General features: G+C 73.0%; 23 protein-coding genes. 10 read left to right on the top strand and 13 right to left on the bottom strand.

What is annotated here, in order from left to right; genetic code table 11:
* Positions 1 to 29 precede the first annotated feature (29 nt).
* Positions 30 to 434, top strand: a complete 405-nt coding sequence (locus ACIF9R_RS22400) for a hypothetical protein (RefSeq protein WP_399982822.1) — start codon at positions 30 to 32, stop codon at positions 432 to 434.
* Between the two features lie 630 nt (positions 435 to 1,064).
* On the top strand, positions 1,065 to 3,710 hold the full coding sequence (gene adhE / locus ACIF9R_RS22395; RefSeq protein ID WP_399982819.1) for a bifunctional acetaldehyde-CoA/alcohol dehydrogenase: 2,646 nt from the start codon (positions 1,065 to 1,067) through the stop codon (positions 3,708 to 3,710).
* 1,042 nt (positions 3,711 to 4,752) lie between these two features.
* On the opposite strand, the gene ACIF9R_RS22390 is transcribed toward adhE, so the two are convergent.
* The 3 genes from ACIF9R_RS22390 to ACIF9R_RS22380 form a co-directional block, all read right to left on the bottom strand.
* Complete coding sequence (locus tag ACIF9R_RS22390) at positions 4,753 to 5,472, bottom strand: CBS domain-containing protein (protein WP_399982817.1); 720 nt, start codon at positions 5,470 to 5,472, stop codon at positions 4,753 to 4,755.
* Positions 5,473 to 5,578: 106 nt separating this feature from the next.
* The gene (locus tag ACIF9R_RS22385) at positions 5,579 to 6,649 is read right to left on the bottom strand and encodes a zinc-dependent alcohol dehydrogenase family protein (RefSeq protein WP_399982814.1); all 1,071 of its coding nucleotides are present in this window, start codon (positions 6,647 to 6,649) and stop codon (positions 5,579 to 5,581) included.
* A 30-nt stretch (positions 6,650 to 6,679) separates the two neighbouring features.
* Positions 6,680 to 7,408 carry a CBS domain-containing protein gene (locus ACIF9R_RS22380; protein ID WP_399982812.1) on the bottom strand — a complete coding sequence of 243 codons (729 nt, stop codon included), beginning with the start codon at positions 7,406 to 7,408 and terminating at the stop codon, positions 6,680 to 6,682.
* 466 nt (positions 7,409 to 7,874) lie between these two features.
* Here ACIF9R_RS22380 and ACIF9R_RS22375 point away from each other — a divergent pair, with 466 nt between their 5' ends.
* Both ACIF9R_RS22375 and ACIF9R_RS22370 read left to right on the top strand, forming a co-directional pair.
* Positions 7,875 to 8,852, top strand: coding sequence for an Acg family FMN-binding oxidoreductase (locus tag ACIF9R_RS22375; RefSeq protein WP_399982810.1), 978 nt, complete (start codon positions 7,875 to 7,877; stop codon positions 8,850 to 8,852).
* A gap of 227 nt (positions 8,853 to 9,079) precedes the next feature.
* Positions 9,080 to 10,996 (top strand): PAS domain S-box protein, encoded by a 1,917-nt coding sequence (locus ACIF9R_RS22370; RefSeq protein ID WP_399982808.1) that lies wholly within the window; start codon positions 9,080 to 9,082, stop codon positions 10,994 to 10,996.
* 106 nt (positions 10,997 to 11,102) lie between these two features.
* Here the strand turns inward: ACIF9R_RS22370 and ACIF9R_RS22365 are convergent, their stop codons facing one another.
* Entirely contained in the window at positions 11,103 to 11,711 is a 609-nt protein-coding gene (locus ACIF9R_RS22365) for a hypothetical protein (RefSeq protein ID WP_399982806.1), read from the bottom strand.
* 290 nt (positions 11,712 to 12,001) lie between these two features.
* Between ACIF9R_RS22365 and ACIF9R_RS22360 the strand changes: the two genes are divergently transcribed.
* Positions 12,002 to 12,691 (top strand): hypothetical protein, encoded by a 690-nt coding sequence (locus tag ACIF9R_RS22360; protein ID WP_399982802.1) that lies wholly within the window; start codon positions 12,002 to 12,004, stop codon positions 12,689 to 12,691.
* 33 nt (positions 12,692 to 12,724) lie between these two features.
* On the opposite strand, the gene ACIF9R_RS22355 is transcribed toward ACIF9R_RS22360, so the two are convergent.
* From ACIF9R_RS22355 to ACIF9R_RS22345, 3 genes are all read right to left on the bottom strand, one after another.
* Positions 12,725 to 14,098, bottom strand: a complete 1,374-nt coding sequence (locus tag ACIF9R_RS22355; RefSeq protein ID WP_399982799.1) for a PP2C family protein-serine/threonine phosphatase — start codon at positions 14,096 to 14,098, stop codon at positions 12,725 to 12,727.
* 383 nt (positions 14,099 to 14,481) lie between these two features.
* The gene (locus tag ACIF9R_RS22350) at positions 14,482 to 14,979 is read right to left on the bottom strand and encodes a flavodoxin domain-containing protein (RefSeq protein ID WP_399982796.1); all 498 of its coding nucleotides are present in this window, start codon (positions 14,977 to 14,979) and stop codon (positions 14,482 to 14,484) included.
* A gap of 138 nt (positions 14,980 to 15,117) precedes the next feature.
* Positions 15,118 to 17,526: a glycoside hydrolase family 65 protein gene (locus ACIF9R_RS22345; RefSeq protein ID WP_399982794.1), complete on the bottom strand. Its 2,409-nt coding sequence runs from the start codon at positions 17,524 to 17,526 to the stop codon at positions 15,118 to 15,120.
* A 668-nt stretch (positions 17,527 to 18,194) separates the two neighbouring features.
* Between ACIF9R_RS22345 and ACIF9R_RS22340 the strand changes: the two genes are divergently transcribed.
* Together ACIF9R_RS22340 and ACIF9R_RS22335 are read left to right on the top strand one after the other, a co-directional pair.
* Positions 18,195 to 18,881 carry a DUF4389 domain-containing protein gene (locus tag ACIF9R_RS22340; RefSeq protein WP_399982792.1) on the top strand — a complete coding sequence of 229 codons (687 nt, stop codon included), beginning with the start codon at positions 18,195 to 18,197 and terminating at the stop codon, positions 18,879 to 18,881.
* Between the two features lie 42 nt (positions 18,882 to 18,923).
* Positions 18,924 to 19,439 (top strand): flavodoxin domain-containing protein, encoded by a 516-nt coding sequence (locus ACIF9R_RS22335; protein WP_399982789.1) that lies wholly within the window; start codon positions 18,924 to 18,926, stop codon positions 19,437 to 19,439.
* Between the two features lie 150 nt (positions 19,440 to 19,589).
* Here the strand turns inward: ACIF9R_RS22335 and ACIF9R_RS22330 are convergent, their stop codons facing one another.
* Together ACIF9R_RS22330 and ACIF9R_RS22325 are read right to left on the bottom strand one after the other, a co-directional pair.
* A complete protein-coding gene (locus ACIF9R_RS22330) occupies positions 19,590 to 19,784 on the bottom strand; it encodes a hypothetical protein (protein WP_399982787.1) in 195 nt (64 codons plus the stop codon).
* 18 nt (positions 19,785 to 19,802) lie between these two features.
* Entirely contained in the window at positions 19,803 to 20,159 is a 357-nt protein-coding gene (locus tag ACIF9R_RS22325; protein WP_399982784.1) for an OsmC family protein, read from the bottom strand.
* 144 nt (positions 20,160 to 20,303) lie between these two features.
* Between ACIF9R_RS22325 and ACIF9R_RS22320 the strand changes: the two genes are divergently transcribed.
* Together ACIF9R_RS22320 and ACIF9R_RS22315 are read left to right on the top strand one after the other, a co-directional pair.
* Complete coding sequence (locus tag ACIF9R_RS22320) at positions 20,304 to 21,209, top strand: universal stress protein (RefSeq protein ID WP_399982781.1); 906 nt, start codon at positions 20,304 to 20,306, stop codon at positions 21,207 to 21,209.
* 2 nt (positions 21,210 to 21,211) lie between these two features.
* Complete coding sequence (locus ACIF9R_RS22315; protein WP_399982778.1) at positions 21,212 to 22,093, top strand: universal stress protein; 882 nt, start codon at positions 21,212 to 21,214, stop codon at positions 22,091 to 22,093.
* 39 nt (positions 22,094 to 22,132) lie between these two features.
* Here ACIF9R_RS22315 and ACIF9R_RS22310 read toward each other — a convergent pair whose 3' ends face one another.
* Together ACIF9R_RS22310 and ACIF9R_RS22305 are read right to left on the bottom strand one after the other, a co-directional pair.
* Entirely contained in the window at positions 22,133 to 22,720 is a 588-nt protein-coding gene (locus tag ACIF9R_RS22310) for a rhodanese-like domain-containing protein (protein WP_399982775.1), read from the bottom strand.
* Between the two features lie 152 nt (positions 22,721 to 22,872).
* A complete protein-coding gene (locus ACIF9R_RS22305) occupies positions 22,873 to 23,223 on the bottom strand; it encodes a rhodanese-like domain-containing protein (protein WP_399982772.1) in 351 nt (116 codons plus the stop codon).
* Positions 23,224 to 23,556: 333 nt separating this feature from the next.
* Between ACIF9R_RS22305 and ACIF9R_RS22300 the strand changes: the two genes are divergently transcribed.
* Positions 23,557 to 23,811, top strand: a complete 255-nt coding sequence (locus ACIF9R_RS22300; protein WP_399982769.1) for a lipopolysaccharide assembly protein LapA domain-containing protein — start codon at positions 23,557 to 23,559, stop codon at positions 23,809 to 23,811.
* A gap of 82 nt (positions 23,812 to 23,893) precedes the next feature.
* Here ACIF9R_RS22300 and ACIF9R_RS22295 read toward each other — a convergent pair whose 3' ends face one another.
* Both ACIF9R_RS22295 and ACIF9R_RS22290 read right to left on the bottom strand, forming a co-directional pair.
* On the bottom strand, positions 23,894 to 24,790 hold the full coding sequence (locus ACIF9R_RS22295; RefSeq protein WP_399982767.1) for a universal stress protein: 897 nt from the start codon (positions 24,788 to 24,790) through the stop codon (positions 23,894 to 23,896).
* Positions 24,791 to 24,809: 19 nt separating this feature from the next.
* Positions 24,810 to 25,691, bottom strand: a complete 882-nt coding sequence (locus tag ACIF9R_RS22290; protein WP_399982764.1) for a universal stress protein — start codon at positions 25,689 to 25,691, stop codon at positions 24,810 to 24,812.
* Between the last annotated feature and the right edge of the window lie 138 nt (positions 25,692 to 25,829).

The following is a 25,829-nucleotide window of genomic DNA, read 5'->3' as shown; positions in this document are numbered from 1 at the left end:
TGCCGAGACCACCGGAAGGAGTGGGGCGAATGACCACCGAGAGCACCGGCACCCGTGGCATCACCGTCGCGGTGCGGGTACGGGCCGACGGGAACGTGGACCAGGGGGCGCTCGACTACATGCGGGAGAAGGTCGGCGCCGTGCTCGGCCGTCCCGGGCTCCCGCCCGTCAGCGGGGAGGTCCGTGTCACCCGGGCCTCGGCGGCCCACGTCGTGCTGCCCTGGTTCGCCGGGGCCGAGATCCAGGTGGGCGACGACCTCGTCGTGGTGCATGCCCGTGAGGCGAGCGCCCGGGAACTCGCCGACCGGCTGCAGGACAGGCTGCGCAGCCGTACGGAGCGTACGGCGCACCGCCGGGTGGAGGCGCGCAGGGCGGCCGCGCCGCCGCCGTGGCGCGGCGGCCCGCGGCGTCAGGAGCACCAGCACGCCGGGTGAGGGCGGACCGTCGCGGCACCATGCGCACGGCTCGGGGCCAATGGCCCCGGGCCGTCGCCCGTCTCGGCGAGCCGGCCCCTGCCGGTCTGCGCGTCCTCGGCGCGCGGCGAGGCGATCGCCGCGTCCCGCGCGATCCGGCTCACCCCGGACGGCACCGCCGTCCTGCGCGGCGCCGCGGCCGCCGGCTCGTGGCAACGGCGGCACCGGCGTGCAGTTCCGCCAGGCCGTGCCGTGGGTCGGTCGTCGGCGGGACCGTCAGGACAACCGCGCGGTGGTACACGGCAGTTGAACAAGGAACCGGCCGCCGTGCCGGACGTGGGACGGAGACGGAGAACGGCCCGGGGCCCCGGCCCCGGGCCGTACGTGGTGAGGGGCCGTGACATCCATGAACCGATCCCCCGGACCGCCCCACGGCGCCCGACGCCGCGGCGGCCGGCAACGTCCTCCGGAACGGACGGACGGCCCCCGCGGCCCGGGACGGACGGTCCGGGAAGGGGACCTTCGGCGGCTGCGCGACCCAACGAAGCTCAGGGACAGTGGAGTTGTGAGCGGGGCCGGCAGTCAAGGCACCGGCTCCCCACCTGAGGCCGTACGAAACGACGGCCCCACACCTTGGAGGCGCAACTCCGCATGACCCGACACGACGAAGGAACCACGGCCCCGGCCACCCTCACCGCCGGGCCGTCCGACAGCGCCGTCGCCGTGGACCGTCTGGTGACGGCCGCGCTCAAGGCACTGGACGACTACGAGGCCCTGACCCAGGAACAGGTCGACCACATCGTGAAGAAGGCCTCGGTGGCCGCACTGGAGCAGCACACCCTGCTGGCGCGGCTGGCGGTGGAGGAGACCGGGCGCGGCCTCTTCGAGGACAAGGCGGCGAAGAACATCTTCGCCTGCGAGCATGTCACGCACAGCATGGGCCACATGAAGACCGTCGGTGTCATCGCCCGCGACGACATCGAGGACATTGTCGAGATCGCCGAACCCGTCGGAGTGGTCTGCGCGATCACACCGGTCACCAACCCGACCTCCACCACGATCTTCAAGGCGCTCATGGCGCTGAAGACCCGCAACCCGGTCGTGTTCGCCTTCCACCCGTCGGCGCAGCGCTGCAGCGCCGAGGCGGCCAGGATCATACGCGAGGCCGCCGTCGAGGCGGGGGCACCCGAACACTGCGTCCAGTGGATCGAGGCACCGTCCGTCGAGGCGACCGGCGCCCTGATGCGTCACCCGGGCGTCTCCCTGATCCTGGCCACCGGCGGCAACGCCATGGTCAAGGCCGCCTATTCGGCCGGGAAGCCCGCGCTCGGCGTGGGCGCCGGCAACGTCCCCGCGTACGTGCACAAGAGCGCGGAGCTGCGCCGGGCCGTCAACGACCTGGTGCTGTCCAAGTCCTTCGACAACGGCATGATCTGCGCCTCCGAGCAGGCCGTCATCCTGGACGACGAGATCTACGACGCGGCCCTGTCCGAGTTCCGCACCCTGCACGCCCATCTGGCGACCGCCGAGGAGAAGGCGAAGCTGGAGACGTTCCTGTTCCCCGCCGCCGGCGGCTCGGGCGGCGGCTGCGAGCCCAAGGTCAACGCGGCCGCCGTCGGGCAGAGCCCGGCGTGGATCGCCGAGCAGGCCGGGTTCTCCGTCCCCGGCGACACCTCCGTCATCCTCGTGGAGGCCGAACGCGTCGGACCGCACGAGCCGTTGACCCGTGAGAAGCTCTGCCCGGTGCTGGCCGTGCTGCGCGCCCGGGACACCCGGCAGGGATTCGACCTGGCCGCCGACATGGTCGCCTTCCACGGGCAGGGACACAGCGCCGTCATCCACAGCGAGGACCGCGAGCTCGCGGAGGCGTTCGGCAAGCGCATGAAGACCGTGCGGATCATCGTCAACGCGCCGTCCTCCCAGGGGGCCATCGGCGGCATCTACAACAACCTGCTGCCGTCGCTGACGCTGGGCTGCGGCTCGTGGGGGAGCACTTCGGTGTCGAACAACGTCTCGGCCGCCCAACTGCTCAACGTCAAGCGGGTGTCCACCCGGCGCAACAACCTCCAGTGGTTCAAGGTGCCGCCGAAGATCTACTTCGAGCCGCAGGCCATCCGCTATCTGACGTCCATGCCGGACGTCCACCGCGTCACGGTGGTCACCGACGCGACGATGACCCGTCTCGGCTTCGTCGACCGTGTCACGCGGGTGCTGCAGCGGCGCCGCGAGCCCGTGACCGTCCAGGTCATCGACAACGTCGAGCCGGAGCCGAGCATCGACTCGGTGCAGCGCGGCGCCGAGCTGATGCGGGACTTCCGCCCGGACACGATCATCGCGCTCGGCGGCGGCTCCCCGATGGACGCGGCGAAGGTGATGTGGCTGCTGTACGAACAGCCCGACGTCGACTTCGCGGACATGCGGCAGAAGTTCTTCGACATCCGCAAGCGGGCCTTCCGCTTCCCCGCCCTCGGTGACCGCGCCCGGCTGGTCTGCGTGCCCACGACCTCGGGCACCGGCGCCGAGGTGACCCCGTTCGCGGTCATCTCCGACCCCGCCACCGGCAAGAAGTACCCGCTGGCCGACTACGCGCTCACCCCCAGTGTGGCGATCGTCGACCCGTTGCTGGCCACCGAGCTGCCTCCGGCGCTGGCCGCCGACAGCGGCTTCGACGCCCTCACCCACGCCATCGAGGCGTATGTGTCGGTCTACGCCAACGACTTCACCGACGGCCCGGCACTCCACGCCATCCGCCTGATCTTCGACAACATCGAGGCGGCGGTCAACGACCGCGCCGGCTCACCCCGGGCCCAGGAGAAGATGCACAACGCCGGCACCATCGCGGGCATGGCCTTCGGCAACGCCTTCCTCGGCATCGTCCACGCCATGTCCCACACGCTGGGCGCGACCTTCGGCATCGCGCACGGCCGCACCAACGCGGTCCTGCTGCCGCACGTCATCCGCTACAACGGCAGCGTCCCCACGAAGCTCACCGGCTGGCCCAAGTACGAGAACTACCGGGCCCCCGAACGGTTCCAGGACATCGCCCGCACCCTCGGGCTGCCCGCCGCGACGCCGGACGAGGGCGTGGAGTCGCTGGCCTCCGCGGTCGAGCGGCTGCGCCAGGCGGTGGGCATCGAGCCGTCGTTCCGGGCGCTCGGCGTCGAGGAGCAGGCCTTCCTCGACGCACTGCCGCAACAGGCCCTCAACGCCTACGAGGACCAGTGCGCACCGGCCAACCCCAGGATGCCCATGCTCGACGACATGCAGGACCTCATGCGCGCGGCCTACTTCGGCTGACAGCGGCGGCTGCCTTCCGGCAGACGGGAGCCGGCCGGCCGGGGACGTGACACCCCGGGCCGGCCGGCTCCGGCATGCCGCGGCACCCCGGGGCCGGCACACCCCGCCGGGCCCGCGTCTCCCGGCCCGCTGCCCCGGGGCCACCCGGTTCGTCCGGGTCCCCGGGCGGGGCACTGTCCGGCCCGACGGGGCACAGTCCGGGTCCGGGGCGAGTCGGATCCGGTCCGGGTCCGGGTCGTTCCAGGTCCGGGTCCGTTCCGAGGCGATCCGGCTCCGTGCCGGGGGGTGGGGGTCGCTGCGGCACAGTCCGGGTCCGTTCCGGGTCCGGGTCCAGGTCCGGGTCCGTTCCGGGTCCGGGTCCAGGTCCGGGTCCGTTCCGGGTCCGGGTCCAGGTCCGGGTCCGTTCCGGGTCCAGGTGCAGGTCCGGGTCCAGGTCCAGGTCCGGGTCCGGGTCCGGGTCCGGGTCCGGGTCCGGGTCCGGGTCCGGGTCCGTTCCAGGTCCGGGTCCAGGTCCGGGTCCGGGTCCGTTCCAGGTCCGGGTCCAGGTCCAGGTCCGGGTCCAGGTCCAGGTCCGGGTCCAGGTCCAGGTCCGGGTCCAGGTCCGGGTCCGTTCCGGGTCCAGGTCCGGGTCCGTTCCGGGTCCGTTCCGGGTCCAGGTCCAGGTTTGGGTCCGGGTCTCCGGGTCCAGGTCCGAGTCCGGGTCCAGGTCCGTTCCAGACCGGTTCCGCGTCAGAGGGTGCAGGTCCGTGCCGGACCCGGGCCCGGCTCGGAGCACGGTAACCGGACCGGGCAGGGGCACGGTCCCGGTCGGGTGCGCCAGGGCGCGCGCCCTGGAGGGTCACCGAGCAGACCCGTGCGGAGGGCGCCACGTGCACGGCTGAGGAGCGAACTCGGCCGCGCGGTCGCCGTACGGCGGCACTTCACCCGCGTCCGGCGCCTCGGCCGCTACGCCCGCGTACGGCAGCGCGCGGCGCCGGACGGCCGGCTGCCGTCCGGCGCGCGCGGAAGGTCCGGCACGGGCCGGGTGGTCGTCACCCGCCGGTCACCCGCCGAGGTCCTGCGGCGCCCGTCGGGGCTCGGCGTCGTCCGGGAAGTCCGGATCGAGGGCCGGCCGGCGGTGCGGGGCCGACAGGGTGCAGTGCACGTCCACGACTCCCTCGACGGCGCGGACCAGACGCTCGGCGAGCGGCACGAGGGTGGTGTCGGGGACGTGGCCCGAGAGGGTGACCACTCCTTCGCGCACCTCCACGCGGACCGAGTCCATCGACGCCGGGAACCGGCCGCCGACGACCTCCGCGCGGATCTCCCGGGCGATCTCCTCGTCGTCGCGGAGGAACACCTTCAGCAGGTCGGTACGGCTCACGATGCCCTTCAGCACCCCTGTGCCGTCGACCACCGGCAACCGCTTGACCCGCTGCCTGGCCATGATCCGGGCGGCCGTGGCGAGCGTGGCGTCGGGGGGCACGGTCACGGCGGGTGTGGTCATGAGTTCTTCCGCGGTGACCGCAGCGGCCTTGTCCGGCCCGGCCGGCCGACGTCCGAAGGCAGGCCGGTGCGGGTCGCTGTCGCGGACCTCCTCCTTGCGCAGCAGGTCCGCCTCGGAGACGACTCCGATCACCCGGCCCGCGCCGTCCAGCACGGGCAGGGCGCTGATCCCCCACTCCTCCATGGTCTTCGCGATGTCCTTGAACGACGCCCCGCCGGCCAGGGCCACGACGGTGCTGGTCATGACATCGCTCACTACGCTGGGGCCGCCGTGCATGATGCCCTCCCGTCTCCTCGAGTGCCGTCGGACGGACAGTTTCAGGTTCGGTCATCGAGCCGTCCCCCGCAGGGAACGCGGGGGCCGGCTCCGGGCGGATGACACCTCATGCCGTGCGTACGGCGACGGCGTCGTGCTGTTCCTCGCCGAGCACGACCTTGAGGGCGCCGGTCTCGGCGGCGTCGGCGAAGACCTCGTAGGCCTCCTCCATCCGGTCCAGCGGGAAGGTGTGGGTGACCAGCTGGGACGTCGGGAGCCGGCCTGCGGACGCCATCCGCAGGAGGGTGGGGGTGGAGTAGGTGTCGACCAGACCCGTGGTGATGGTCACGTTCTTGATCCACAGGTCCTCGAGGTGCAGCGCGACGGGCTTGCCGTGCACGCCGACGTTGGCCACGTGCCCTCCGGGCCGCACCATGCGGGTGCACAGCTCGAAGGTCTCGGGCACACCGACCGCTTCGATGACGACGTCCGCGCCGAGCCCTTCGGTGAGGTCACTGATCAACTGTTCGGGGGTCTCCCGGGCGTCGGCCACCGCGTCGGCTCCGAAGGCGCGGGCGGCTTCGAGCCGGGAGGCGGCCAGGTCGACGGCGACGATCCGCTCGGGCGCGAACAGCCGGGCGGTGGCGACGGCCGCGAGTCCGATGGGGCCGGCGCCGACGACGGCGACGGTGTCTCCGGGCCGTACCTTCCCGTTGAGCACGCCCACTTCGTAGGCGGTGGGGAAGATGTCGGCCAGCAGTACGGCGTCCGCGCTGGACACCGCGGCGGGCAGGGGATGCACGGAGAGGTCGGCGTAGGGGACCCGGACGTACTCGGCCTGGGTGCCGTCGATCCGGTGCCCGAGGATCCATCCCCCGCCCCCGAGGCACTGGCCGTACATGCCTTCCCTGCAGTAACGGCACCGTCCGCAGGCGCTGATGCAGGAGACCAGCACCCGGTCTCCCGGGCGCACGGTGCGCACGTCGCCGCCCACCTCCACGACCTCGCCGACCGCCTCGTGGCCGAGCACGGTGCCGGGCCGTACCTCGGGCACATCGCCCTTGAGGATGTGCAGATCCGTCCCGCAGACGGTCACCGCGGTGACTCGTACGATCGCGTCCGTGGGTTCCTTGATGCCGGGGTCCGGGACCTCTTCCCACGCGGCCTGTCCAGGCCCGTGGAAGACATGGCCTTTCATGCTGCTCCTCCCTCTCTCACAGTCGTGTTCTCACGGCCGTGGCAGTCCGTCGGCCAGGCCGTACGGCGCACGGTGGCTCGCGCGGGGCCGCTCGTCGTCGAACCGATGGGTGAGCTTGTTGACGACGTCGACCACTCCGTCGATCCGCCGGGTCATGGCTGTCGCGATCTCCGCCTCACTGCAGCGCTCCACCTGACCGTCCAACGTCACGACCCCTTCCGTCACGGACACCGAGACGCTCGTGGGAGGCAGCCACAGAGAGCGCGTCAGCACCTCCTCGACGACCTCGGCGCGGATGTCCGCGTCGGACCGCAGGAACACGCCGAGCAGGTCGCGGCGGGTGACGATGCCGACGAGCCGGTCCTCCTCGTCGATCACCGGCAGCCGTTGCACGCGTCGCTCGGTCATCGTCCGGGCGGCCCGCGCGATGGTGTCGTCGGCGTGCACCGTGACGGGCGGCCGGGACATCAGCCGGCCGGCCGTGCGGGCGCGGGCCTTAGCGGCCCTGCGCCGCGCGCCGGCTGTGAGCGAGGCGAGCCGGAACCGGCGCTTCGCCTCACCGGAGGCACGCGTCCGGGCCTGACGCATCACCAGGTCCGTCTCCGAGACGACACCGATGACCTGCTCGTCCTCGTCGACCACGGGCAGTCCACTGATCCGGTGCCCGGCCAGCAGCCGGACGACCTCCTTGAACGGGGCTCCGTGCTCGACCCGGACGACGTCCGTGGTCATGACCGATCCGACCTTGTGGTGCTTCATACCGGATTCCTCCTCACCGGAATCGGCGCGGACAGAGGTTGTGGTGCCGGCCACGTCGGCGGCCCAGGGGGGGCGCACCGGCGGTTCACCGCGACGAACCTCGTACACGACCTCTCCGGCGACATCTCCTCCGAGCCTCGCGACACTTCAAGCGTCCGGCGGTTCACTGCCGGGCGCCATGGGCTGTCCGGAACCCTCCGAGGGCCGACCGGCCCCAAGCCGCACCGGTACCGGTGCCGGAGCTCCTGGACCACGGCAGGACGGTCGCGGGCACGAACGGACACGGGGGAACGCGCCGGAGTCCTCCCCCGGGCAGCCCCTTGGGCACCCCGGGCAGCCGTCCCGGGCCCTGCCGGGGCCCTGCGGGGGCCCGTACGGCCCCTGGCGCCGCCTCTCCCCCGGACCCACGCTGGAGACCACGACACGCCCCTCCACGATCCGTGGATGAGGCCGGGAAGGAGTTCCCATGAGCACCACGACCGTCGACGTTCCCGTCCTGGAGCGGATGATCGCCGCGGCCGCGGCCGCGCCGTCCCTCCACAACACCCAGCCCTGGCGCTTCCGGCTCACCCCGGACACCCGCACGCTGGAGGTACGAGCCGCCCCGGAACGCGGGCTTCGGCACATCGACCCGGCCGGGCGCGCGCTCCATGTCTCCGTGGGGTGCGCCCTCCTCAATCTGCGCGTGGCGGTGGCCCACCACGGCTGGGAGCCCGTCACGCGACTGCTGCCGCGCCCCGGCCGGCCGGACCTCCTGGCCACCGTCCGGCTCGCCCACGCGGCCGGGGGAACGTCGCTCCCCGACCTGTACGACGTCCTGTGGCACCGGCACAGCAGCCGGTTCCCGTTCTCCGGGCAGCCTCTGCCGGCGAGCCTGCTCGCGGAGCTCACCGACGCCGCACATGCCGAAGGGGCCCTGCTGTGGTTCCCGGAGCCACGGGAGACGACCCGGGTGCTCCAGGCCACCCGGGAAGGGGAGCACCGCAACACGGCGGACGCCGACCGGGCGGCGGAGAGCCGCCGCTGGGTGCGGGCCGCGGACCACTCGCGCCTCGGCGTCCCGCCCTCGGCCCTCGGTGTCCAGGACTTCCGCGGCCACGTGCCCACGCGCGACTTCGGTGCGCACCGGCATCCGGCGGTGCTGGAAGCCCGCCCGTACGAGTCGCGTCCGCTGATCGCCGTGGTGTGCACCTTGCACGACCGGCGCGCGGACTGGCTGCGTGCCGGTCAGGCGCTGGAACGTGTCCTGCTGGCGGCCACCGCGCACGGCGTGCGCGCCTCGATGCTGCACCAGGCGATGGAGTGGCCGGATCTGCGCCGGCACCTCCGGGCGCTGACCGGAGGGCGGAAGGGCTACCCGCAGATGGTGCTCCGGCTCGGATACGGCCCGGAGGGGCCGCCGTCGCCACGTCGCACGGCGCTCGACGTCCTGGAGGTCCTGTGACGGCTCGGGCCTGCTCACCGGGAACCCGGACGCCCCCAGCCGGTCACAAGCGGTTCATCGCCACACCCCGCACGACCCGATAACGACAGTTGCGGACAAACGGGTCCGTGCCGCGTCACGGTGCGCTGGGATGGCCGGAAACGACTGGCAGCAGGGCGGCTGGGGCGGACATGAGCGACAAGACCGGCGGTACGGCCACGCGCCACGGTGCGCCTCCCGGCCCAGGCATGTCTGCGATCCCTTCGCAGGCCGACGAGCCGGGCGAGGAGCGGTTCCGCGGACTGCTGGAAGCCGCGCCGGACGCCATGGTCATCGTCGACGGCACCGGAGCCATCAGACTCGTCAACGCCCAGACCGAGGCGCTGTTCGGCTATCGGCGGGAGGAACTCCTGGGCCAGTCCGTCGAGTTGCTCGTCCCGCACCGCCTGCGCGGCCACCACACCCTGCACCGCGACGGGTACGCCGCGAACCGGCAGGTACGCCCGATGGGCGCCGGTCTCGACCTCTACGGGCGGCGCCGCAACGGCAGTGAGTTCCCGGTCGAGATCAGCCTCAGCCCCCTGGAGACCGTCGACGGGCTGCTGATCTCCGCCGCCGTGCGCGACGTGAGCGACCGCAAGGCCGCCGAGGAACGCATCAGCGAGCTCGCCGCCCTGGTGGAGTCCTCCCAGGACGCCATCCTCGCCAAGACCCTCGACGGGTACATCACCTACTGGAACACCGCCGCCCAGCGGCTGTACGGCTATACCGCCGCCGAAGCCATGGGCCGGCACATCTCCCTCCTCGCCCCGGGCGATCACCAGGAGGAGATCACCGCACTCCTGGGCCGGCTCCGGCTCGGCGAGAAGGTGGAGCACTTCGAGACGCTGCGCGTCACCAAGTCCGGCAGACTGCTGGACGTCGATGTCACCATGTGGCCGAGGCGAGCGCCGGACGGCACGGTCATCGGCGCGTGTGCCATCGTCCGCGACATCAGCGACCGCAAGCGGGCCGAGGCGGAACTGACCGCCCTGTACGAGCAGCAGCGCCATGTCGCCCTCACCCTGCAGCGCAGTCTGATGGGCACCCCGCCCGCCGTCCCCGGTCTGGTCACCGCCAGCCGCTACCGGCCGGCCACCCAGGGAGCCGGCGTGGGGGGCGACTGGTTCGACCTGATACCGCTCGGGGCGGGCCGGGTCGGCGTGCTGATCGGCGACGTGATGGGCCGCGGGCTGGAGGCGGCCGCCGTCATGGGGCAGATGCGCTCGGCGGCACACGCGCTGGCCAAGACGGGGATGCAGCCCCGGCGGCTGATGCAGGCCCTGGACGCGTGCGTGGCGGACCTGGACGTGCCCGATCAGCTGGTCACCTGCTGCTACCTGGTCGTCGCCGCCGACGACGCGGAGGTGACCCTGTGCTCCGCCGGGCACCTCCCGGTCCTGGTCGCCGTGCCCGGGGACGGGGCACGACCACTGCCGGCCCCGGTGAACGCCCCGCTCGGCGTGGGCGACATCCTGTACGAGCAGACGTCGGCGGCCGTGCCGCCGGGCGCCACCCTGGTGCTCTACACCGACGGCCTGATCGAAACCCCCGGCTGTGACATCGAGGACAACCTCGCGGCACTCGCCGTCACCTGCGGCGCCCTGTTCACCGCCGAACCACCCGGCCTGGACGTCGTGGCCGACCGCATCCTGTCCGCCCTGCGGCCGGACGCGGAGGGCCACGACGACGACGTCACTCTCCTGCTGGCCCAACTGCCCGCCGCCCCACTGGCGTCCGCCACGACCACCCTGTCCACCCGCCCCGAGTCCGTGTCCGAGGGCCGCACCTTCCTCAGCAAGGCTTTGGCCGCCTGGGACTGCCACGACAAGGGCGACGACGCACGACTCCTCGTGTCCGAACTCCTGACCAACGCCGTGCAGCACGCCCAGGGTCCGGTGACCCTGCACGTGTGCCGTACGGCCGTCGAGCTCACCGTCGAGGTGGGCGACGGCAGTCCGCACCTCCCGGAACCCCGGCATGCCGACGAGGACGAGGAGTCCGGCCGCGGCCTCAACCTCGTGCGCGTCCTGGCCGACAGCTGGGGCGTGCGCCCGACCGACGTGGGAAAGACGACCTGGTTCACCCTGCGGCTGGGCACGTCGGATCCCCTGGAGCGGTCATGAGCCGGCCACAACGCGCCCGCCGTGGGCGGGCGTCCGGCAGGAGGGCGCGCCAACGCCCTGGGTGCCACCGCGTTGTCGCGGTGGCACCCAGGGCGGTAGGAGGAGGTCAGAGGAGCCAGCGGTTGCGGCTGACGAACGGCAGCCGCTCCCACACCTTGCCCAGCCCCCAGGTGGCGCCGGCGCCCGCGGCCGCGAGGGCGATCAGGACGACGGCGTAGACGAGGTGGTAGTCGGCGAACGGGTTGGTCGACATGCTCACCGACCCGTCGGAGAGGTGCTTCGCGGGCGGCCACTCGGCGATCCACATCAGCGCCATCATCACGGTCCCGGCGACGGCGGCGAGCCGCAGCGCCACACCCGCGGTGAGAGCGATACCGATGCCGAGCAGGCCGAGCATGAACAGCCAGTCCGCCCACGCCGCCCCGGCCCAGGAGTGGAAGGTGGACTCCATCGGTCCGACGGCGACGCCGCCGAGGAAGCCCTTGGTGGGCGACCCGCCGTTGATCCAGGCGTTGCCGGACTGGGTGGCGTAGCCGAAGCCGAACGTCTTGTCGAGGAACGCCCAGAGGAAGACGAACCCGGTGAGCAGGCGCAGCCCGGCGAACACGTACGCGCTGGTCGCGGCCGATTCGGCCACCGCCGGTGCCGTCGCGGACCTACGCAGGGACGGCAGGTGGAATCCGGTGTGCCGGTGCGGGTGATCGTGGACTGACATGATCCTCATCCCCTTCGCGGGAGCTGCTCCTGTGTGTTTCTCCGGTTCTCGTTGCGCTTTCAATGTCTCGTGCCGGACGCGTCCGGCACAGGGGGCCGGCAGGCCCGACTCACGGCCCGAACGTCCCCTCGGCGCTTGGCCGTTCGGACATGCGCCACCGCGCGCCGGACCTCATGGGGGGCCGGCCCCGCACACGGGGTGCCACGAACGCGCTGTGCCAGAATTGGGACAAAGAGACCTCCTACGACCCGCCCCCGACCCGGACCCGGTACGCGGCAAAGGAGCATCCGATGCCCGAACAGCAGTCACGCCGACGAACGGGAGCCCGTCCGCTCGCCTTCCCGGCGGCCCTCGCCACCCTGGCGTTCTACGCGCTGCGGTGCCGGCCGAGGCTCCTGACCTGGGGTGCGACCCGGGACGAGACGGCTCGCTCCTACCCCGGCGACGAACTCGTGCCCGACCCCGACGGTATGTCGACCATGGCCACCACACTCCCGGCACCACCCGAGCGGGTCTGGCCCTGGCTGGTGCAGATGGGGTACGACCGCGGAGGCTGGTACAGCTGGGACTTGCTGGACCACTACGGACGACCCAGCGCGGACCGCATCGCACCCGAGTGGCAGACGCTGGAGGAAGGGCAACGACTGACGGCGGTACGCGACGGCAGGTCCTGGTTCACCGTGGCGCTGCTGGACCCGAACCGCACCCTGGTACTGCGCTCGGACCTGAACCTGCCCCAGGGACGCTCCTTCGACCCGCGGACCGATCCCGAGCCGCGGGCGCGGCTGGACGGGATCTGGGGCTTCCATCTGCGACCGGCCCCCTTCGGCGAGACACGTCTGGTGGTCCGCACGCGTGGCCGGGGCCACCCCCGGTGGCTCACCCGGCCCTTCGACCTGGTGCTGGGCGAGCCCGCGCACTTCATCATGCAGATCCGCCAGTTCCACAACCTGCGCACCCGGCTCGACGCGGAGACATGAGGCCAGGGCCTCCCCGTCGTCCCGCGAGCCCGGTCAGCCGGCCGGCGCGCCGGTCGTGCGCGCGGGGTGAGGGGAAGCGCCGGGAGGCGGCAGCCTCAGTGCGAGGAGGGCGAGGTCGTCGTGCCCGTCGCTCGGGTGGCCCTCGGCCAGAACCGGGCACAGCTCATCGAGCGACAGGCCGCTGTGGACGGAGGCGAGGGCGGCAAGGTCGTCCATGCAGTCCTCCAGGCGCCGGCGAGGGTGCTCGACGAGACCGTCGGTGAACAGCAGCACCGTGTCCCCCGCACTCAGCGGGTGGCTGTGGTCGGGTCGCGGCAGCCCGTCGTCGACCCCGAGGGGAACGCCGGGTTCGGCGTCGAGATAGCGGGTGCGCCCGTCGGCGGCGACGACCAGGGGCGGGAGGTGGCCGGCCGTGGACCAGTGCAGGTGCCAGCCGTTCTCGTCGGATTCGATGCGGGCGAGGCACGCGGTGGTGACCGGGGCCTCGGTGATGGCGTGCAGGGTGTGGTCGAGACGGCGCAGGACCAGACTGGGCGGGGTGCGGCGGTCGTAGAGCAGGGCGCGCAGCATGTTGCGGATCTGCGCCATGGCCGCGGCTGCCGTCAGGTCGTGGCCCACCACGTCGCCGATGATGGCCGCGCAGCTGTCGTCCGGGAGCAGGAGGGCGTCGTACCAGTCCCCGCCGAGGTGGTGGCCGGGGGCGGTGGCGGGCCGGTAGACCGCGGCCGCGGAGAAGGGCGTGAGGTCGGGCAGGGTGGGCAGCAGCAGCCGCTGGAACTGCTCGGCGGCAGCGCGGGTCTGTTCGTAGAGGCGGGCGTTCTCGATCGCGATGCCCGCCGCACCGGCCAGCGCGGTCACCACGGCCTCGTCGTCGTCGTCGAACGGCTCGCCGTCGGCACGATCGCAGAGGTAGAGGTTGCCGTAGATCCGCCCGCGCACGCTGATCGCCACCCCGAGCAGGGTGCGCATCGGAGGGTGGCCCGGCGGGAAACCGACGGAGTCGGGGTGGCGCGGCAGGTCGGGTACGCGCAGCGGCTCGGGGTGGTGGATCAGGTGTCCGAGCAGGCCCAGACCGTGCGGGAACTCGGACCCGGCCAGGTCCTCGTACTCCCCGTCGCTCAGGCCGAGGGGAATGAACTCCTCCAGGGCTGTCGCGTCGTCGTTGAGCACGCCCAGTGCGCCGTAGCGGGCACCGACGAGTTCCATCGCGGTGCTCACGATCCGTCGGAGCACCACCGGCAACTCCAGTTCCCGGCTGACGGCCAGGACCGCCCCGAGCAGGCCCGACATGCGCCACTGCGCTCTGGCCAGGTGATCGTTCGGATCGGGGACGCGGTCCAGGTCCTTCCGTTCACCGGCGCCGGGAAAACCCGGGCTTCGCCGGCCGTCGTCCCGGGCCACGGCCATCCACCTCTCTTCGCCACCGGGCGCGGGCACCGGAGCACGCACCCGAGAACATCGTGACCCGCGCTCCCGCCTCCCGCACGCGGGCCGCCTCCCCGTCCACCCGGCGACCGGGGGCTGTCCGCACTCGCCGGCTCCCCGTGTCGTGTACCGGCCGCCCGTGGCCGTGCAGGAGCCACCAGTGCCGCGGCAGGCAACGTTCGCCCGTCAAGGAGCGGCGTCCGGTGCGTGCTCTCGGCGTGCCGGCCGGAAGTCCTCGTACCGGACGTACTCGGGCTTCCGGCCGGTGCGTCGAGTGGGGGCACCTCCGACGCCCCGCGACGGGGCGGACGTCGCCTGTCGGGGCACTGGTCTCCTACGACTCCGGCAGGGGCCGCCGACGCCGGTCAGTCGCGCGTCAGTTCCCGGGCGATCCCCGCGGCCCACGCCTCGATATGGCCGAAGTCGCGGAAGTCCCCGCCCTTGCCGTTCCGCAGGATCATCCGGGCGACCCAGCCCTTCGCGCCCTCCCGCAGACAGCCGCCGAAGGTGACGTGGTCCCTGGCGTCGAGCCGGACCACGGCCTTCCGCACCCAGGGCACCGGCTCGATGTCCCGTTCCGAGGCGGAGGCGTCGAGCGGTCCGCTGCTGAAGAGCCACAGCGGCCGGTGGGCCAGGTCCTCGCCGTTGCGGCGGACGAATCGGCGGGCGTCCCGGTGCCAGCGCCCGGCGTACAGTCCGCCTCCGACCACGACCGCGTCGTACGGCTCCGTGCTCCCCACGGACCCGGCGGCCAGCGCCTCGGCCGTGAGCCCTTCCTTGCGCAGGACCGCGGCGACGCTCTCGGCGATCTCCGCCGTCGCTCCGTTGGTCGTCCCGTAGGCGACCAGCACGTTCTTCGGCATGGGCGGTGCACCTCCTCGCACAGCCCGCGCGGCCGGTGGCCGGCCACGCGGTGCGGCGACCGTTCGTTCGACTGTAGCCGGGCACCGCCCGGCGTGCGCGCCTGCCGGTGTTCCGCGGCAGGCCTCCGACAGAGCTGATCAGTTCGCCGGCAGCCGGAGGGTACGGGTCTCTCCGGGAGCGACGGTGGCGGCCCGTCCGGCCAGGACGACGCGGAGCGGTGACTCCTCCGAGTCCGGTACGGCGAGTTCCATTCGCCCGTCGTGGAACCGCAGGCCGATCCCCCAGTGACCGCGGTAGCCCAGCGCGACCCGGTACTCCGACAGCGCCGGCAGCGGCACCGGATCCAGCGACAGGACGTCCCCGCGGGCCGACAGCCCGGTCAGGCACCGCTGGACCAGATCGAGGGTGCCGGCCATGGCCCCCAGGTGAATGCCTTCCCCGGTGGTGCCGCCCTGGATGTCGGTGACGTCCGCCTCCAGGGCCTCGTGGAAGTACTGCCACGCGTCGGCCCGCCTGACCCGGGCGAGGACCCAGCCGTGCACCAGTTCGCTGAGTGTGGAGCCGTGGCTGGTGCGCTGGAGGTAGTAGTCGACGGTTCTGCGCCAGACCTCGTCGTCCAGGCGGTGTCCGAGGCGCCGGAACAGCCCCTGCAACTCCTGCGGCGGGAACAGGTAGCCGAGCATGAGGACATCCGCCTGCTTGGACGCCTTGTAGCGGTTGACCGTGTCGCCCTCCGCCTCCAGGATCCGGTCCAGCCGCCGGATGCTGTCGTAGCGCGCCCGGTAGGCGTCCCAGTCCAGCTCGGCCAGCTCGCCGTAGCCCTCGAACTGGCTGATGACGCCCTGGTGGTAGGGCACGTGCAGCCGCCGGGACACCTCCTCCCACTTCGGGAGTTCACCGCCGTCCAGCCCAACACGCTCGAACAGTTCATGCCGGAGCCGGACGGGGAGGAAGCCGACGAGCTCCAGGGCGCGGGCGACGACCCAGGCGGCGGTGACGTTGGTGTACGTGTTGTCGTCCAGTCCCGGCCGGGCGGCACCGGGGTAGGCGTCGTGGTATTCGTCGGGGCCGACGACACCGCGGATGCGGTAGCGGCCCGTCGCGGGGTCGAGGACCGCGCTGTCCACCCAGAACCGGGCGATCTGCAGCAGCATCTCCGCGCCCTTGGTGTACAGGAACTCGGTGTCGCCGGTGGCCTCGTAGTACCGCCAGACGTTGTAGGCGACCGCCGAGCCGACGTGGTGCTGCAGCCGGGAGTTGTCCGGCAGCCAGCGGCCCGAGCGGGGGTTGAGGTGCAGCTCCTGGGTCTCCTCGCGGCCGTCGCTGCCGCTCTGCCACGGGTACATCGCCCCGGCCCGGCCGATGGCCGCGGCGGCCCGGCAGGCCCTGCCGAGGCGCCGGTGACGGTAGGTCAGCAGGGCCCGGGACACCTCGGGGAGATGCAGGTTGAGGTAGGGGAGCACGAAGAGTTCGTCCCAGAACACATGGCCGCGGTACGCCTCGCCGTGGAGCCCTCGGGCGGGCACCCCCACGTCCAGGTCCGCGGTGTGCGGGGACAGCGTCTGCAGCACGTGGAAGAGGTGCAGCCGCAGAACGCGGCCCGCCTGGCCGGGGACATCGATGTCCGCACGCCGCCACAGCTGCCGCCAGGCGGTGGTGTGCGCGTCCAGCAGGGCGGGGAAGTCCGGTGCCGCGGTCACCCGGTCGACGGCGGCGCCGAGCGGCTCGCTGATCGCGGTGTCGCGGGAGGTGTGCAGCGCCACGGTCTTCTCCACCTCGACGGGCCGGCCCGGAGCCATGGGGACCACCAGGCGGTGGAGCGCGCGGCGTCGCTCGGGGCGCGGCTGGGACGAGGAGGGGGACGACGCCCCCACGACGACGGTCCGGGCGGCCATGGCGATCACGATGCCGGAGGTGCTGGTCCGGCAGTGCAACCACATCGTCCCGGGCTCCCGCACACCTGTCCGTACGTGGGTCAGGTGGTGCTGTTCGAGAGCCCGGTACCGGTGGACGTTGGCGTTGATCACCTCGCCGTCGAGGGCGGACTCCACCTCGACGTCCCCGGACCAGTCCTCGGCGGTGAGCACCGTCCGCAGCGCCGCCAGATGCGGGTCCCCCATGTGCACCAGACGGGTCTGTTCGACTCGGAGCGTTCTCCCCGTCCTCTCCCGGTAGCGCGACGTCCGGATGAGCAGGCCCCGGCGCAGGTCCAGGACCTGCCGGTGGTCGAGCAGAGCCGTTCCCCTGGCGTCCGGGGAGAGCCAGGGCCCCCACGTCCCGTCTCCCGCCCGCGTCCGGAACCGCAGCGGCAGCCAGTTCGGAAGGTTGACCATGTCCTCGTTGACGACCCGGCGCCCGGCCACGGTGGACTCGAGGCGGTTGTAGCACCCTGCCACGTAGGTCCCCGGGTAGTGCACCAGGCCGGTCCTGCACTCGGGCATCGCACCACGGGTGGCGAAGTAGCCGTTGCCGAGCGTGCAGAGCGATTCCCGCAGGCGCTCGGCGGCGGGGTCGTACCCCTCGTACTCCCACGTCCACTCCGACATCGGCCCCTCCCTCGTCTCCTCGCCGGACCGTGCAGGCGTGTGCGACAGCACCGACGTCGGACCCGTCGCGGGACGACGGCGACCGGGCACCTCGCGCGGGCGGCCACCGCCACGGGACCGGGATCCGATCGGCCGGCCCCCGCCTCGACGGGAAGTTCCATGGTCGCCACCGCCTTCCTCCCCTACCGCTCCGGAGGGCCCTCGCACTTACCGTCGCACTGCCCGCGTCGCTCCGCGACCTCCGGAAAGGCCCGGGGTGCCCGGAGGCGCCCGGAGAGGTTCGCACGACGGCGCGGAGGAGGTACCGCGATCATGGGCCGAAGGTCCCCGCGCGACATCCCATCAGGCCGTCGCAGTGGCGCGGGACGCGACCGGCTTCCGGCACCGTCCCACGGGGGGAGGACGGCGACGGAAGCCGATACGCACTCACTCTAGCCGGGCGGGTGGGCCCGGCACAGGGACGATGGGCCCGGGCCGTGCCCCGCTCGGCCCATGCCTCTCGCGCCGGTCCACGGATACTGGGAGGAGGGCGGCGGAGCCGCCACCACCCACATTGCCTGGCGAATGGTTTACCGGTCGGCACCTGTGCCCACCCGTTTCAGCCGACACGAAACGGGACGACCACCCACCCCCGTGATCGTCACCGGAGCCCGAAGGGACCGGTCGCCATGAGCACGAACATCAAGCCCCCGGCCGAACCGCCCACCGGGATGACGCCTCCGCCTCATCCCGCGCGGCTGACAGCGGTACTCGACGCACCGCTGTCCCGCTGGCTGTGGCTGGTCAAATGGCTGCTCGCCCTCCCCCACTACGTCGTCCTGGCCTTCCTGTGGGTGGCGTTCGCGGGGGTGAGCGTGGTGGCCTTCTTCGCCATCCTCTTCACGGGCCGCTACCCACGGCCCCTGTTCGACTTCAACGCCGGTGTGCTGCGGTGGAACTGGCGTGTGGCGTACTACGCGTACGGTGCGCTGGGCACCGACCGCTATCCGCCGTTCACGCTCGCCGACGTCCCCGACTACCCGACGCACTGGGAGTTGCCGTACCCGGGCGAGCTCTCCCGCGGCCTTGTCCTCGTGAAGTGGTGGATCCTGGTCGTCCCGCACTACCTGATCCTGGGCTTCCTCCTCGGTGGGGCGCGCATGGCCTGGTTCTCGGGGGGCCTCATCGGACTGCTGGCCCTGTTCGCCGGAGTCGCCCTGGCCTTCACCGGCCGCTATCCCCGCGGCCTGTTCGATCTGCTGCTCGGGCTGAACCGCTGGGTGCTGCGGGTGGCCGCCTACGCGGCCCTGCTCACCGACGTGTATCCGCCCTTCCGGCTCGACCAGGGCGGTCGGGAACCGGAGCCGTCGCCCTGAGTTCTCCCCACGGAGGCGAACACCTCATCAGGAGGTACTCCCATGGACGTCCTCGTCGGGTACGCGACCGCCCACGGCTCCACGCGGACGATCGCCGAACGGATGGCGGCCGTGCTGAGCCGTGCGGGACTGACGGCCGAGGCCAGGCCGATGACGGAGGTCGAGGATGCCGACGCCTACCGGGCGTTCGTCCTCGGCAGCGCCGTGCACGGACAGAGCTGGCTGCCCCCGGCCGTGGACTTCGTACGGAACAATCCGGACGTGCTCGGCCCCCGCCCAGTGTGGATCTTCAGCGTCGGGATGCCCGCGGCGCTGCGCGGGCCGTGGCGCCGTCTGGCTCCCAAGGAACTGCCGGCCATCGAGGACGGCCTGCCGCCGGATCTGCGGCACCGGGGTCACCGCCTGTTCTCCGGGGTCGTCGGACCGGATCAGCTCCCGCGCACCGGGCGCGTACTCTTCCGGCTGGTGGGCGGGCGGTTCGGCGACTTCCGGGACTGGGACGCCGTCGAGGCGTGGGCTACGGACATCGCCGGGGAACTCCGCGCGGATCATCTCTGACGACGTGGGTGCGCGGCCGGTGTGTCACCGGCCGAGCACAGAGACAGCGCCCCGCCTGTCCCGTCCGGCCTGCCGCACCGGGACGGTCCCGGTGTCCCGCGTGCCCTCGTCCACCGGCCCGCACGTGGACACGCCGCCCCGGGGTGTTCCTCAATCGCTCCCGGCGGCCGCCTCCCCGGACGCGCACCGGACGTCCAGCCCGACCTCCGGCGCCCGGGCCAGGGTGTTGGTGACCGTGCGGTGGGAGACGACCGCACGCAGTGCGGCCAGGCGCCGCGGGGGCAGGGAGGGGGCCAGGACGGTCACGGCGAGCGCCGCGACCCGGGCCGGCCGGTCGTCGGCCATGCGGTACTCGGCGCGGACCTACAGACCGTCGCGGGAGACTCCGTGGCGGTCGAGAAAACGCCCCGCGTAGTGCGCCGCGCAGGACGCGACCGCGGCCACGAAGAGCTCCACCGGTGTGGGGGCGGTGTCCTTTCCCCCGTCGGACAGCGGCTGGTCGACCGTCAGGGTGTGTCCGCGGACCCGTATCCCGAACGCGTCCCCCGCGATCGGCGTCACCTCGACGAGGCCCGGCCCGACCTCGGGTTCCGGAGCCACGGCCGCCGCCCGGAACAGCAGCAGCCCGGCCAGGTGCCGGGCCTCCTCGGCTGTCAGCGACGCCCACGGTTCGCCCGCGTCGTGTGGTGCGAAGGACGTGTCCGGAACGACTCGTCCCATGGTGGCCGGCCACCCGGGTCCACCGTCAGGTGGGCATGGTCCCCCCGGCCCTCGTTTGAGATGGGGCGCGCGGCCCACTCTGGTCACACGGGGCCGTCCGGCTCGCAGTGACGCGGGGGCGACAGACCGCTGGAGGTGTTGGCCATGCCGGCCGATGGACGAAAGCCGATCGTGATCGGTGTCGATCCCGATCCCGACAAGCGCTCGGCGCTCGCCTGGGCCGCCGACGAGGCGGACCGGCGCCGCCTCCCCCTGACGCTCGTGTGCACGCAGGGCGAGCCCGTTCCCGGGTTCCGGCTGGAGGGCACACCGCCTTCGTGGGAGAAGTGGCGGGACGACCTGCACACGGCGGGCAACGACGTGCTCGAGCGCGCGGTCGCGTTCGTCGAGGCGCGCCGCCCCGGCCTGGACACCTCGGTGGTGCTGGCCGAGGGACATCCGGCATGGGTCCTGGCCAAGCACTCGCACCACGCCACCCAGGTCGTGGTCGGCTCCTGGCACCTCGGCCACGCGCGGGAGCTGTTCGGTTCGGCCGCGGTCGCGCTGCCGCTGACCGCCCACTCGGCGTGTCCGGTCGTCGTCGTCCGCGAAGGGGAGCACACCGCCCAGCAGCCGCCGTACTTCGTCGTCGGTGTCGACGGCAGCCCCCACTCGGCCGCCGCCGTGGACCTGGCGTTCGAGGAGGCCTCGCTGCGGGGCGCGAACCTGCGGGCGCTGTACGTCTGGCGGACCCCGCTGCTCGGGGTCCTGGACGAGGACGCGACGCTGCGGGAATGCCGCCGGGTGCTGTCCGAGACGGTGGCCGGGCGCACCGCGGACCATCCCGGGGTGGAGCTCCACCACGAGGTCGTGAAGGGGCACCCGGTGCGGGAGCTGACGAACGCTTCCGCGCACGCGCTCGGCCTGGTCGTGGGCACGCGCGGGCACGGTGGCTTCAGCGGCATGCTGCTGGGATCCGTCAGCCAGGGCGTGCTGCACCACGCGCACTGCCCCGTCCTCACCGTCCCCCACCCGGGCGCGAACGGTGACGGCGCCCGGCAGGGAGGGTAGCCATGGGACAGCCGGTGATCGTGGGGGTGGACGGTTCACCGTCGAGTCTGGACGCGGTGGAGACCGCCGCCCACGAGGCCGCGCTGCGGGGCGTGGCCCTACGGCTGGTGCACGCCTTCGGACGGCCGACCCCGCACGTGCCGCGCGGCGGCCCGCCGTGGGACCGGGCCGAAGCGGGGGTGCGGGAACTGGTCGACGGCACCCTGACCGAGGCCGAGCGGCGGGCCCGTCGCACCGGTCCGGGTGTGGAGATCGCCCGCGATGTCGCCGTGGGCGATCCGTCGGAGGTACTGGTGATCGCCTCGCGCACGGCCTCCCTGGCGGTGGTCGGCAGCCACGGGCACGACGCCGTCGGCCGACTGCTGCTCGGCTCGACCGCCGGGCAGCTCGCCGCACACGGCCGGTGCCCGGTCCTGGTCGTACGGGGACGGCCGGCGCCCGGCGGGCCGGTGCTGCTGGCGGTCGACGACGCGCCGGCCTCCGCGCCGGCCGTCCGTTTCGCCCTGGCCGAGGCGGGTCTGCGCGGTGCGGCCCTCACGGCGGTGCACGTGTGCCGGCCCGGGAGCGCGGACGCCTACGACGGCCCCGCCGACCCGCCCTTCGTGACCTACGACCGGAGACATCTGCGTGATCACGCGGAGCACGTGCTCGACGGGGCGCTGGCCGGGCAGGAGAACCGGTACCCGGACGTCGCCGTGCGGACCCGGCCGGTGATCGGCCGGGTCCGCCACACCCTCATCGAATCGAGCGCGGACGCGCAGCTCCTGGTCGTCGGGGCGCGCGGCAGGGGCGGTTTCGCGGGTCTGCTCCTCGGATCGGTGAGTCAGGCCGTCCTGCACCACGCGCGGTGTCCCGTCGTCGTGGTGCGGGACGGCCGGGAGTGAGTCCCCCGCGCTCTCACCGGGCGGGCGGCCGGTGGCGTGTCACCGGCCGCGCAGAGCGGCGAGCGCGGCGTCGAGATCGGCCGCGCGGGGGCGGTTGTGGGGCAGCTTTCCGAGCATCACGGCCATGCCGCAGGTGCCGGTGAGGGCGGAGAAGACCAGGCCGGCCGCGATGCCCGCCGCGACGAACTGGAAGGCCGGGTGCACGAGCAGGCCGAGCACGAGGCCGAGGAGGACGAGCGCCCCGGCCGTGAAGCGGACCTGGCGTTCCATGCTCCAGCCGGCCCGGGTGTCGCAGGCCGCGGGACGGTGCAGGTCACGGCCCTCGCTCTGCCAGGCGCCGGTGCCACCGGCGAGCGTGGCGGTGCGGACGCCCTGCTCGGCGAGGAGTGCGCAGGCCTTTTCCGAGCGTGCCCCGGAGGCGCAGACGACGAGAAGGTCACCGCGCTGCGCGGCGTCCCGGATCTCCGGCAGGGCGCGTCGGACGTGGTCCAGGGGGATGTTCACGGCGCCGGGCAGATGCCCGGAGGCGTACTCGCCGGGCGTGCGCACGTCGATGACGGTGAACTCGTGCAGCCGGGCTCCGGCCTGGCCGGTTTCCAGGGTGATCGGGGTGAGAGGGCTGGTCATGGCGGCTGTGTGATCCTTCGTGGTCGACGAGATACCGCATCGGGACGATGAGTACCCCTGGGGGTATTATACGGTGGAGTGCGGGGTGGGGGTTCGACGCCCGTGCCGGACAGTCCGCGGCGGGCGCAGGACGGACCGCCGGGGTGGAACACTCACGCGACGCCGCCGCTCCCTCCGCGATCGTTCACCAGCGGCAGGCCGGCTCCGGCCCACTCCTCCATACCGCCGATCACATCCACGGCCTCGGCGCCCAGCGCGGCGAGAAGAGTGACGGCCTGCAGCGAGCGGTTGCCGGTACGGCAGATCAGGACCAGGGGCCGCGCCTGCGCGTCGGCGGGCAGTCCCGCCCCGGCGGCGAGTGCGGACATCGGCAGGTGTACGGCGCCTGGCGGGTGCCCTGCCTGCCACTCCCAGGATTCGCGGACATCGACCAGCACGGCGTCGGCATGCGTGCCGACCGCGTCGTCGTGCCCGGTGAGCGCTGCGGCCACCTGGACGCTCACGCGTTCCTGGCCGCTCCGGCTCCATCGGAAAGTCATGCAGCTCTCTCGCTTCCGCGGGTGCGCCGCCGACCCGGCCGGGGGATCCGGACGGCGAGTCCCGCCCTCCCGGCGGGGGCGAAGACCCACCCGCACCGACGACCGGCGGCTGCGCGGAGTGCGGACCGGGCCGTCGGCACGGCCGCCCGCGCGTCACCTCCGCCGGAGAATTACCCATAGGGGTATACGCAGACGGTAGCACCACTGTCCCCCGCGGGTCACGGCCGCCCCTGTGGGGTTCAGTGAGGCGCCTCCCCGGGGTCGCCCGTCACACCACATGGCGGGACAATGGGCGCTATGGCCCGAAATGCCGCACACACCCATGACCCGTCGACCGTGACGGTCAAGGGACACGACGTCAGGCTGCGCACCATCGGCTTCGTGGTACTGGCCGGCCTGGCCATCTGGTTCATCGCAGCCAACACGAAATCGGTCACCATCAGGCTGTGGATCCCGACCGTCACGCTCCCGCTGTGGAGCGTCCTCACGGTCACGCTGCTCGTCGGCATGGTCCTCGGCCTGCTCGTCGCCCGCCGACGCGCCCGCCGGTAGAGCCTCCGGACGACCGGCCGGGCCGCACGGCTCAGGGCAGGGGCACGGGGCGCACCGGACGAGGGAGAGCGCCCGCGTCCCGTCAGTCGTGCGGCACGATCGCCACGGGGCAGCCGACGTGGTGGATCAGGGCGTGGGCGACCTGGCCGGTGCGCGAGCCGATCGCGGCACGCCTCCTGCGGCGGCCCGCCACCAGCAGGCCCGCCCCGCGCGCCGCGCGGACCAGGACATGGGCCGGGGGACCCTCGTGCAGTTCCTCCCTGACGAACACGGCGGGGTACTTCCGCTGCCACGGCTCCACGAGCGCCGAGAGTTCCCGCTCCGCGGCCCGCCGGATCCGTACCCGCTCCTCGACGTCGATGAGGCCCCGCCCGAGCGGTACGTGCCAGGCGTGCATCGCACGCAGTGGAGCCCGGCGCAGTTCGGCGGCGCGGAACGCGAACTCCAGCACGTCGTCGCACGTGTCGCCGACGTCGACGGCGACCGCGACATCACGGAACACCGTGTGGGTCACGGGCCTGCCCGCGTCGTCCGGCAGGTGCTCGTGTTCCGCCTTCTCGCCCGCCCGCACCAGGACGACCGGGCACGCGGCGCGTGCGACGGTGGCCGTCGCCACGGACCGGGTGAGGAGTCCGCCGACCGCGCCGAGCCCCTGGCTGCCGATGACGAGCAGTTCGGCCCGCTCCGCCTCGGCCAGCAGGGCCGGGCCCGGTGCCGTGCCCACCTGTTCGGCGGCGATGTACAGCCGCGGATACCGTTCGTTGATCCGGTCGAGGGCCCGGCGCAGCACCTGGCATGCCTGGTACCGGGGCGCGTCGAGTTCGGGCCTGCGCTCCTCCGCGTCGCCCGCGGCCGGGTCCTCCCGGGCCTGCACGAGCCGCAGTGGCAGTCCTCGGCGCAGTGCCTCCCTGGCGGCCCAGTCCGCTGCCGCCATGCTCTCGCGCGAGCCGTCGAGGCCGGCCACGACTGGTTTCAGCACGGGGATCACCTCGGGTGGTTCAGTAGTGGGGGACGACGGCCACGGGGCAGCCCGCCTGCTGGATCACCGCGTGGGTGACCGGGCCGGTACGCGCGATCCTCGGGCGGTCGGTGATGCCGTGACCGACGACCAGCAGTTCCGCGTTGGACGCCGCCTTGCTCAAGGTCCGTGCGGGCTTGCCCTCGACCACGGTCTCGAGGACCTCGACGTCGGGGTACTTGTCGCGCCACACCTGGAGCACGGCGGAGAGGAAGCTCAGCCATTCCTCGGCCCGCTCCGGATCGCTCACCAGACCGATCTCGCCGGGTCCCAGGGTGAGCGGGTCGGGCGCCCGCCAGGCGTACAGAGCCCTCAGCCGGGCGTGGCGGGCGCGGGCCGCCTCGAAGGCGAACTCGATCACCTCGTCGCACGGCTCCGCGACATCGACGCCCAGGACCACGTCCCGGCGGCCGGTGCCGGCCGGTTCCCGGTCCTCACCCGCCGTGCCGTCGGCCCGGACGAGGACGACGGGGCCGGACGCCTTCGCCACGACCCCGAGGGCGACCGACCCCACGAGCAGTCCGCTGAGCCGCCCCAGCCCGCGCGAGCCCAGTGCCAGCAACTCGCCGTCGCCCGCCGCCTTCACCAGGGCGGCGGTCGCCGGCCCTTCGACCTGCTCGTCGTCGACCCGCACGCCGGGGCACACCGCGCGAACGCGTTCCTCGGCCTGTCGCAGGACGCGCCGGGCCCGGTTCCGCTCGGCCGCGTGGGTGATCTCCACCTCGCCCTGTCGCGGATGCCAGTTGCGCACATGCAGCAGGTGCAGTGCCCGTCCACGGAGAACGGCCTCGTGGGCCGCCCACTCGGCGGCGGCGAGGCTCTCCGGTGAACCGTCGACCCCGGCGACAACAGGTGAGAGCATGACGTACACCTCCAGGAAAGGCCTTTTCTCCCCCTAGGTCAGCGTCCCGCGGGAGCGGCGCCCGGGGCAGGGGCCACCGGGTCCACCCGGAGGGGCCATCGGGCCCCTGTCCGGCACCCCTCACACGGCGGCGGCCCG

Source organism: Streptomyces sp. NPDC086080, assembly GCF_044540255.1.
Lineage (GTDB): Bacteria > Actinomycetota > Actinomycetes > Streptomycetales > Streptomycetaceae > Streptomyces.
Note: the sequence above shows the minus strand (reverse complement) of the source record. Positions and strands in the feature narration are given on the sequence as shown.

Excerpts from the sequence above, each read along its gene's own strand:
- ACIF9R_RS22400 (WP_399982822.1), top strand. The coding sequence starts at position 30 with ATGACCACCGAGAGCACCGGCACCCGTGGCATCACCGTCGCGGTGCGG.
- adhE (WP_399982819.1), top strand. The coding sequence starts at position 1,065 with ATGACCCGACACGACGAAGGAACCACGGCCCCGGCCACCCTCACCGCC.
- ACIF9R_RS22390 (WP_399982817.1), bottom strand. The coding sequence starts at position 5,472 with ATGCACGGCGGCCCCAGCGTAGTGAGCGATGTCATGACCAGCACCGTC.
- ACIF9R_RS22385 (WP_399982814.1), bottom strand. The coding sequence starts at position 6,649 with ATGAAAGGCCATGTCTTCCACGGGCCTGGACAGGCCGCGTGGGAAGAG.
- ACIF9R_RS22380 (WP_399982812.1), bottom strand. The coding sequence starts at position 7,408 with ATGAAGCACCACAAGGTCGGATCGGTCATGACCACGGACGTCGTCCGG.
- ACIF9R_RS22375 (WP_399982810.1), top strand. The coding sequence starts at position 7,875 with ATGAGCACCACGACCGTCGACGTTCCCGTCCTGGAGCGGATGATCGCC.
- ACIF9R_RS22370 (WP_399982808.1), top strand. The coding sequence starts at position 9,080 with ATGTCTGCGATCCCTTCGCAGGCCGACGAGCCGGGCGAGGAGCGGTTC.
- ACIF9R_RS22365 (WP_399982806.1), bottom strand. The coding sequence starts at position 11,711 with ATGTCAGTCCACGATCACCCGCACCGGCACACCGGATTCCACCTGCCG.
- ACIF9R_RS22360 (WP_399982802.1), top strand. The coding sequence starts at position 12,002 with ATGCCCGAACAGCAGTCACGCCGACGAACGGGAGCCCGTCCGCTCGCC.
- ACIF9R_RS22355 (WP_399982799.1), bottom strand. The coding sequence starts at position 14,098 with ATGGCCGTGGCCCGGGACGACGGCCGGCGAAGCCCGGGTTTTCCCGGC.
- ACIF9R_RS22350 (WP_399982796.1), bottom strand. The coding sequence starts at position 14,979 with ATGCCGAAGAACGTGCTGGTCGCCTACGGGACGACCAACGGAGCGACG.
- ACIF9R_RS22345 (WP_399982794.1), bottom strand. The coding sequence starts at position 17,526 with ATGTCGGAGTGGACGTGGGAGTACGAGGGGTACGACCCCGCCGCCGAG.
- ACIF9R_RS22340 (WP_399982792.1), top strand. The coding sequence starts at position 18,195 with ATGAGCACGAACATCAAGCCCCCGGCCGAACCGCCCACCGGGATGACG.
- ACIF9R_RS22335 (WP_399982789.1), top strand. The coding sequence starts at position 18,924 with ATGGACGTCCTCGTCGGGTACGCGACCGCCCACGGCTCCACGCGGACG.
- ACIF9R_RS22330 (WP_399982787.1), bottom strand. The coding sequence starts at position 19,784 with ATGGCCGACGACCGGCCGGCCCGGGTCGCGGCGCTCGCCGTGACCGTC.
- ACIF9R_RS22325 (WP_399982784.1), bottom strand. The coding sequence starts at position 20,159 with ATGGGACGAGTCGTTCCGGACACGTCCTTCGCACCACACGACGCGGGC.
- ACIF9R_RS22320 (WP_399982781.1), top strand. The coding sequence starts at position 20,304 with ATGCCGGCCGATGGACGAAAGCCGATCGTGATCGGTGTCGATCCCGAT.
- ACIF9R_RS22315 (WP_399982778.1), top strand. The coding sequence starts at position 21,212 with ATGGGACAGCCGGTGATCGTGGGGGTGGACGGTTCACCGTCGAGTCTG.
- ACIF9R_RS22310 (WP_399982775.1), bottom strand. The coding sequence starts at position 22,720 with ATGACCAGCCCTCTCACCCCGATCACCCTGGAAACCGGCCAGGCCGGA.
- ACIF9R_RS22300 (WP_399982769.1), top strand. The coding sequence starts at position 23,557 with ATGGCCCGAAATGCCGCACACACCCATGACCCGTCGACCGTGACGGTC.
- ACIF9R_RS22290 (WP_399982764.1), bottom strand. The coding sequence starts at position 25,691 with ATGCTCTCACCTGTTGTCGCCGGGGTCGACGGTTCACCGGAGAGCCTC.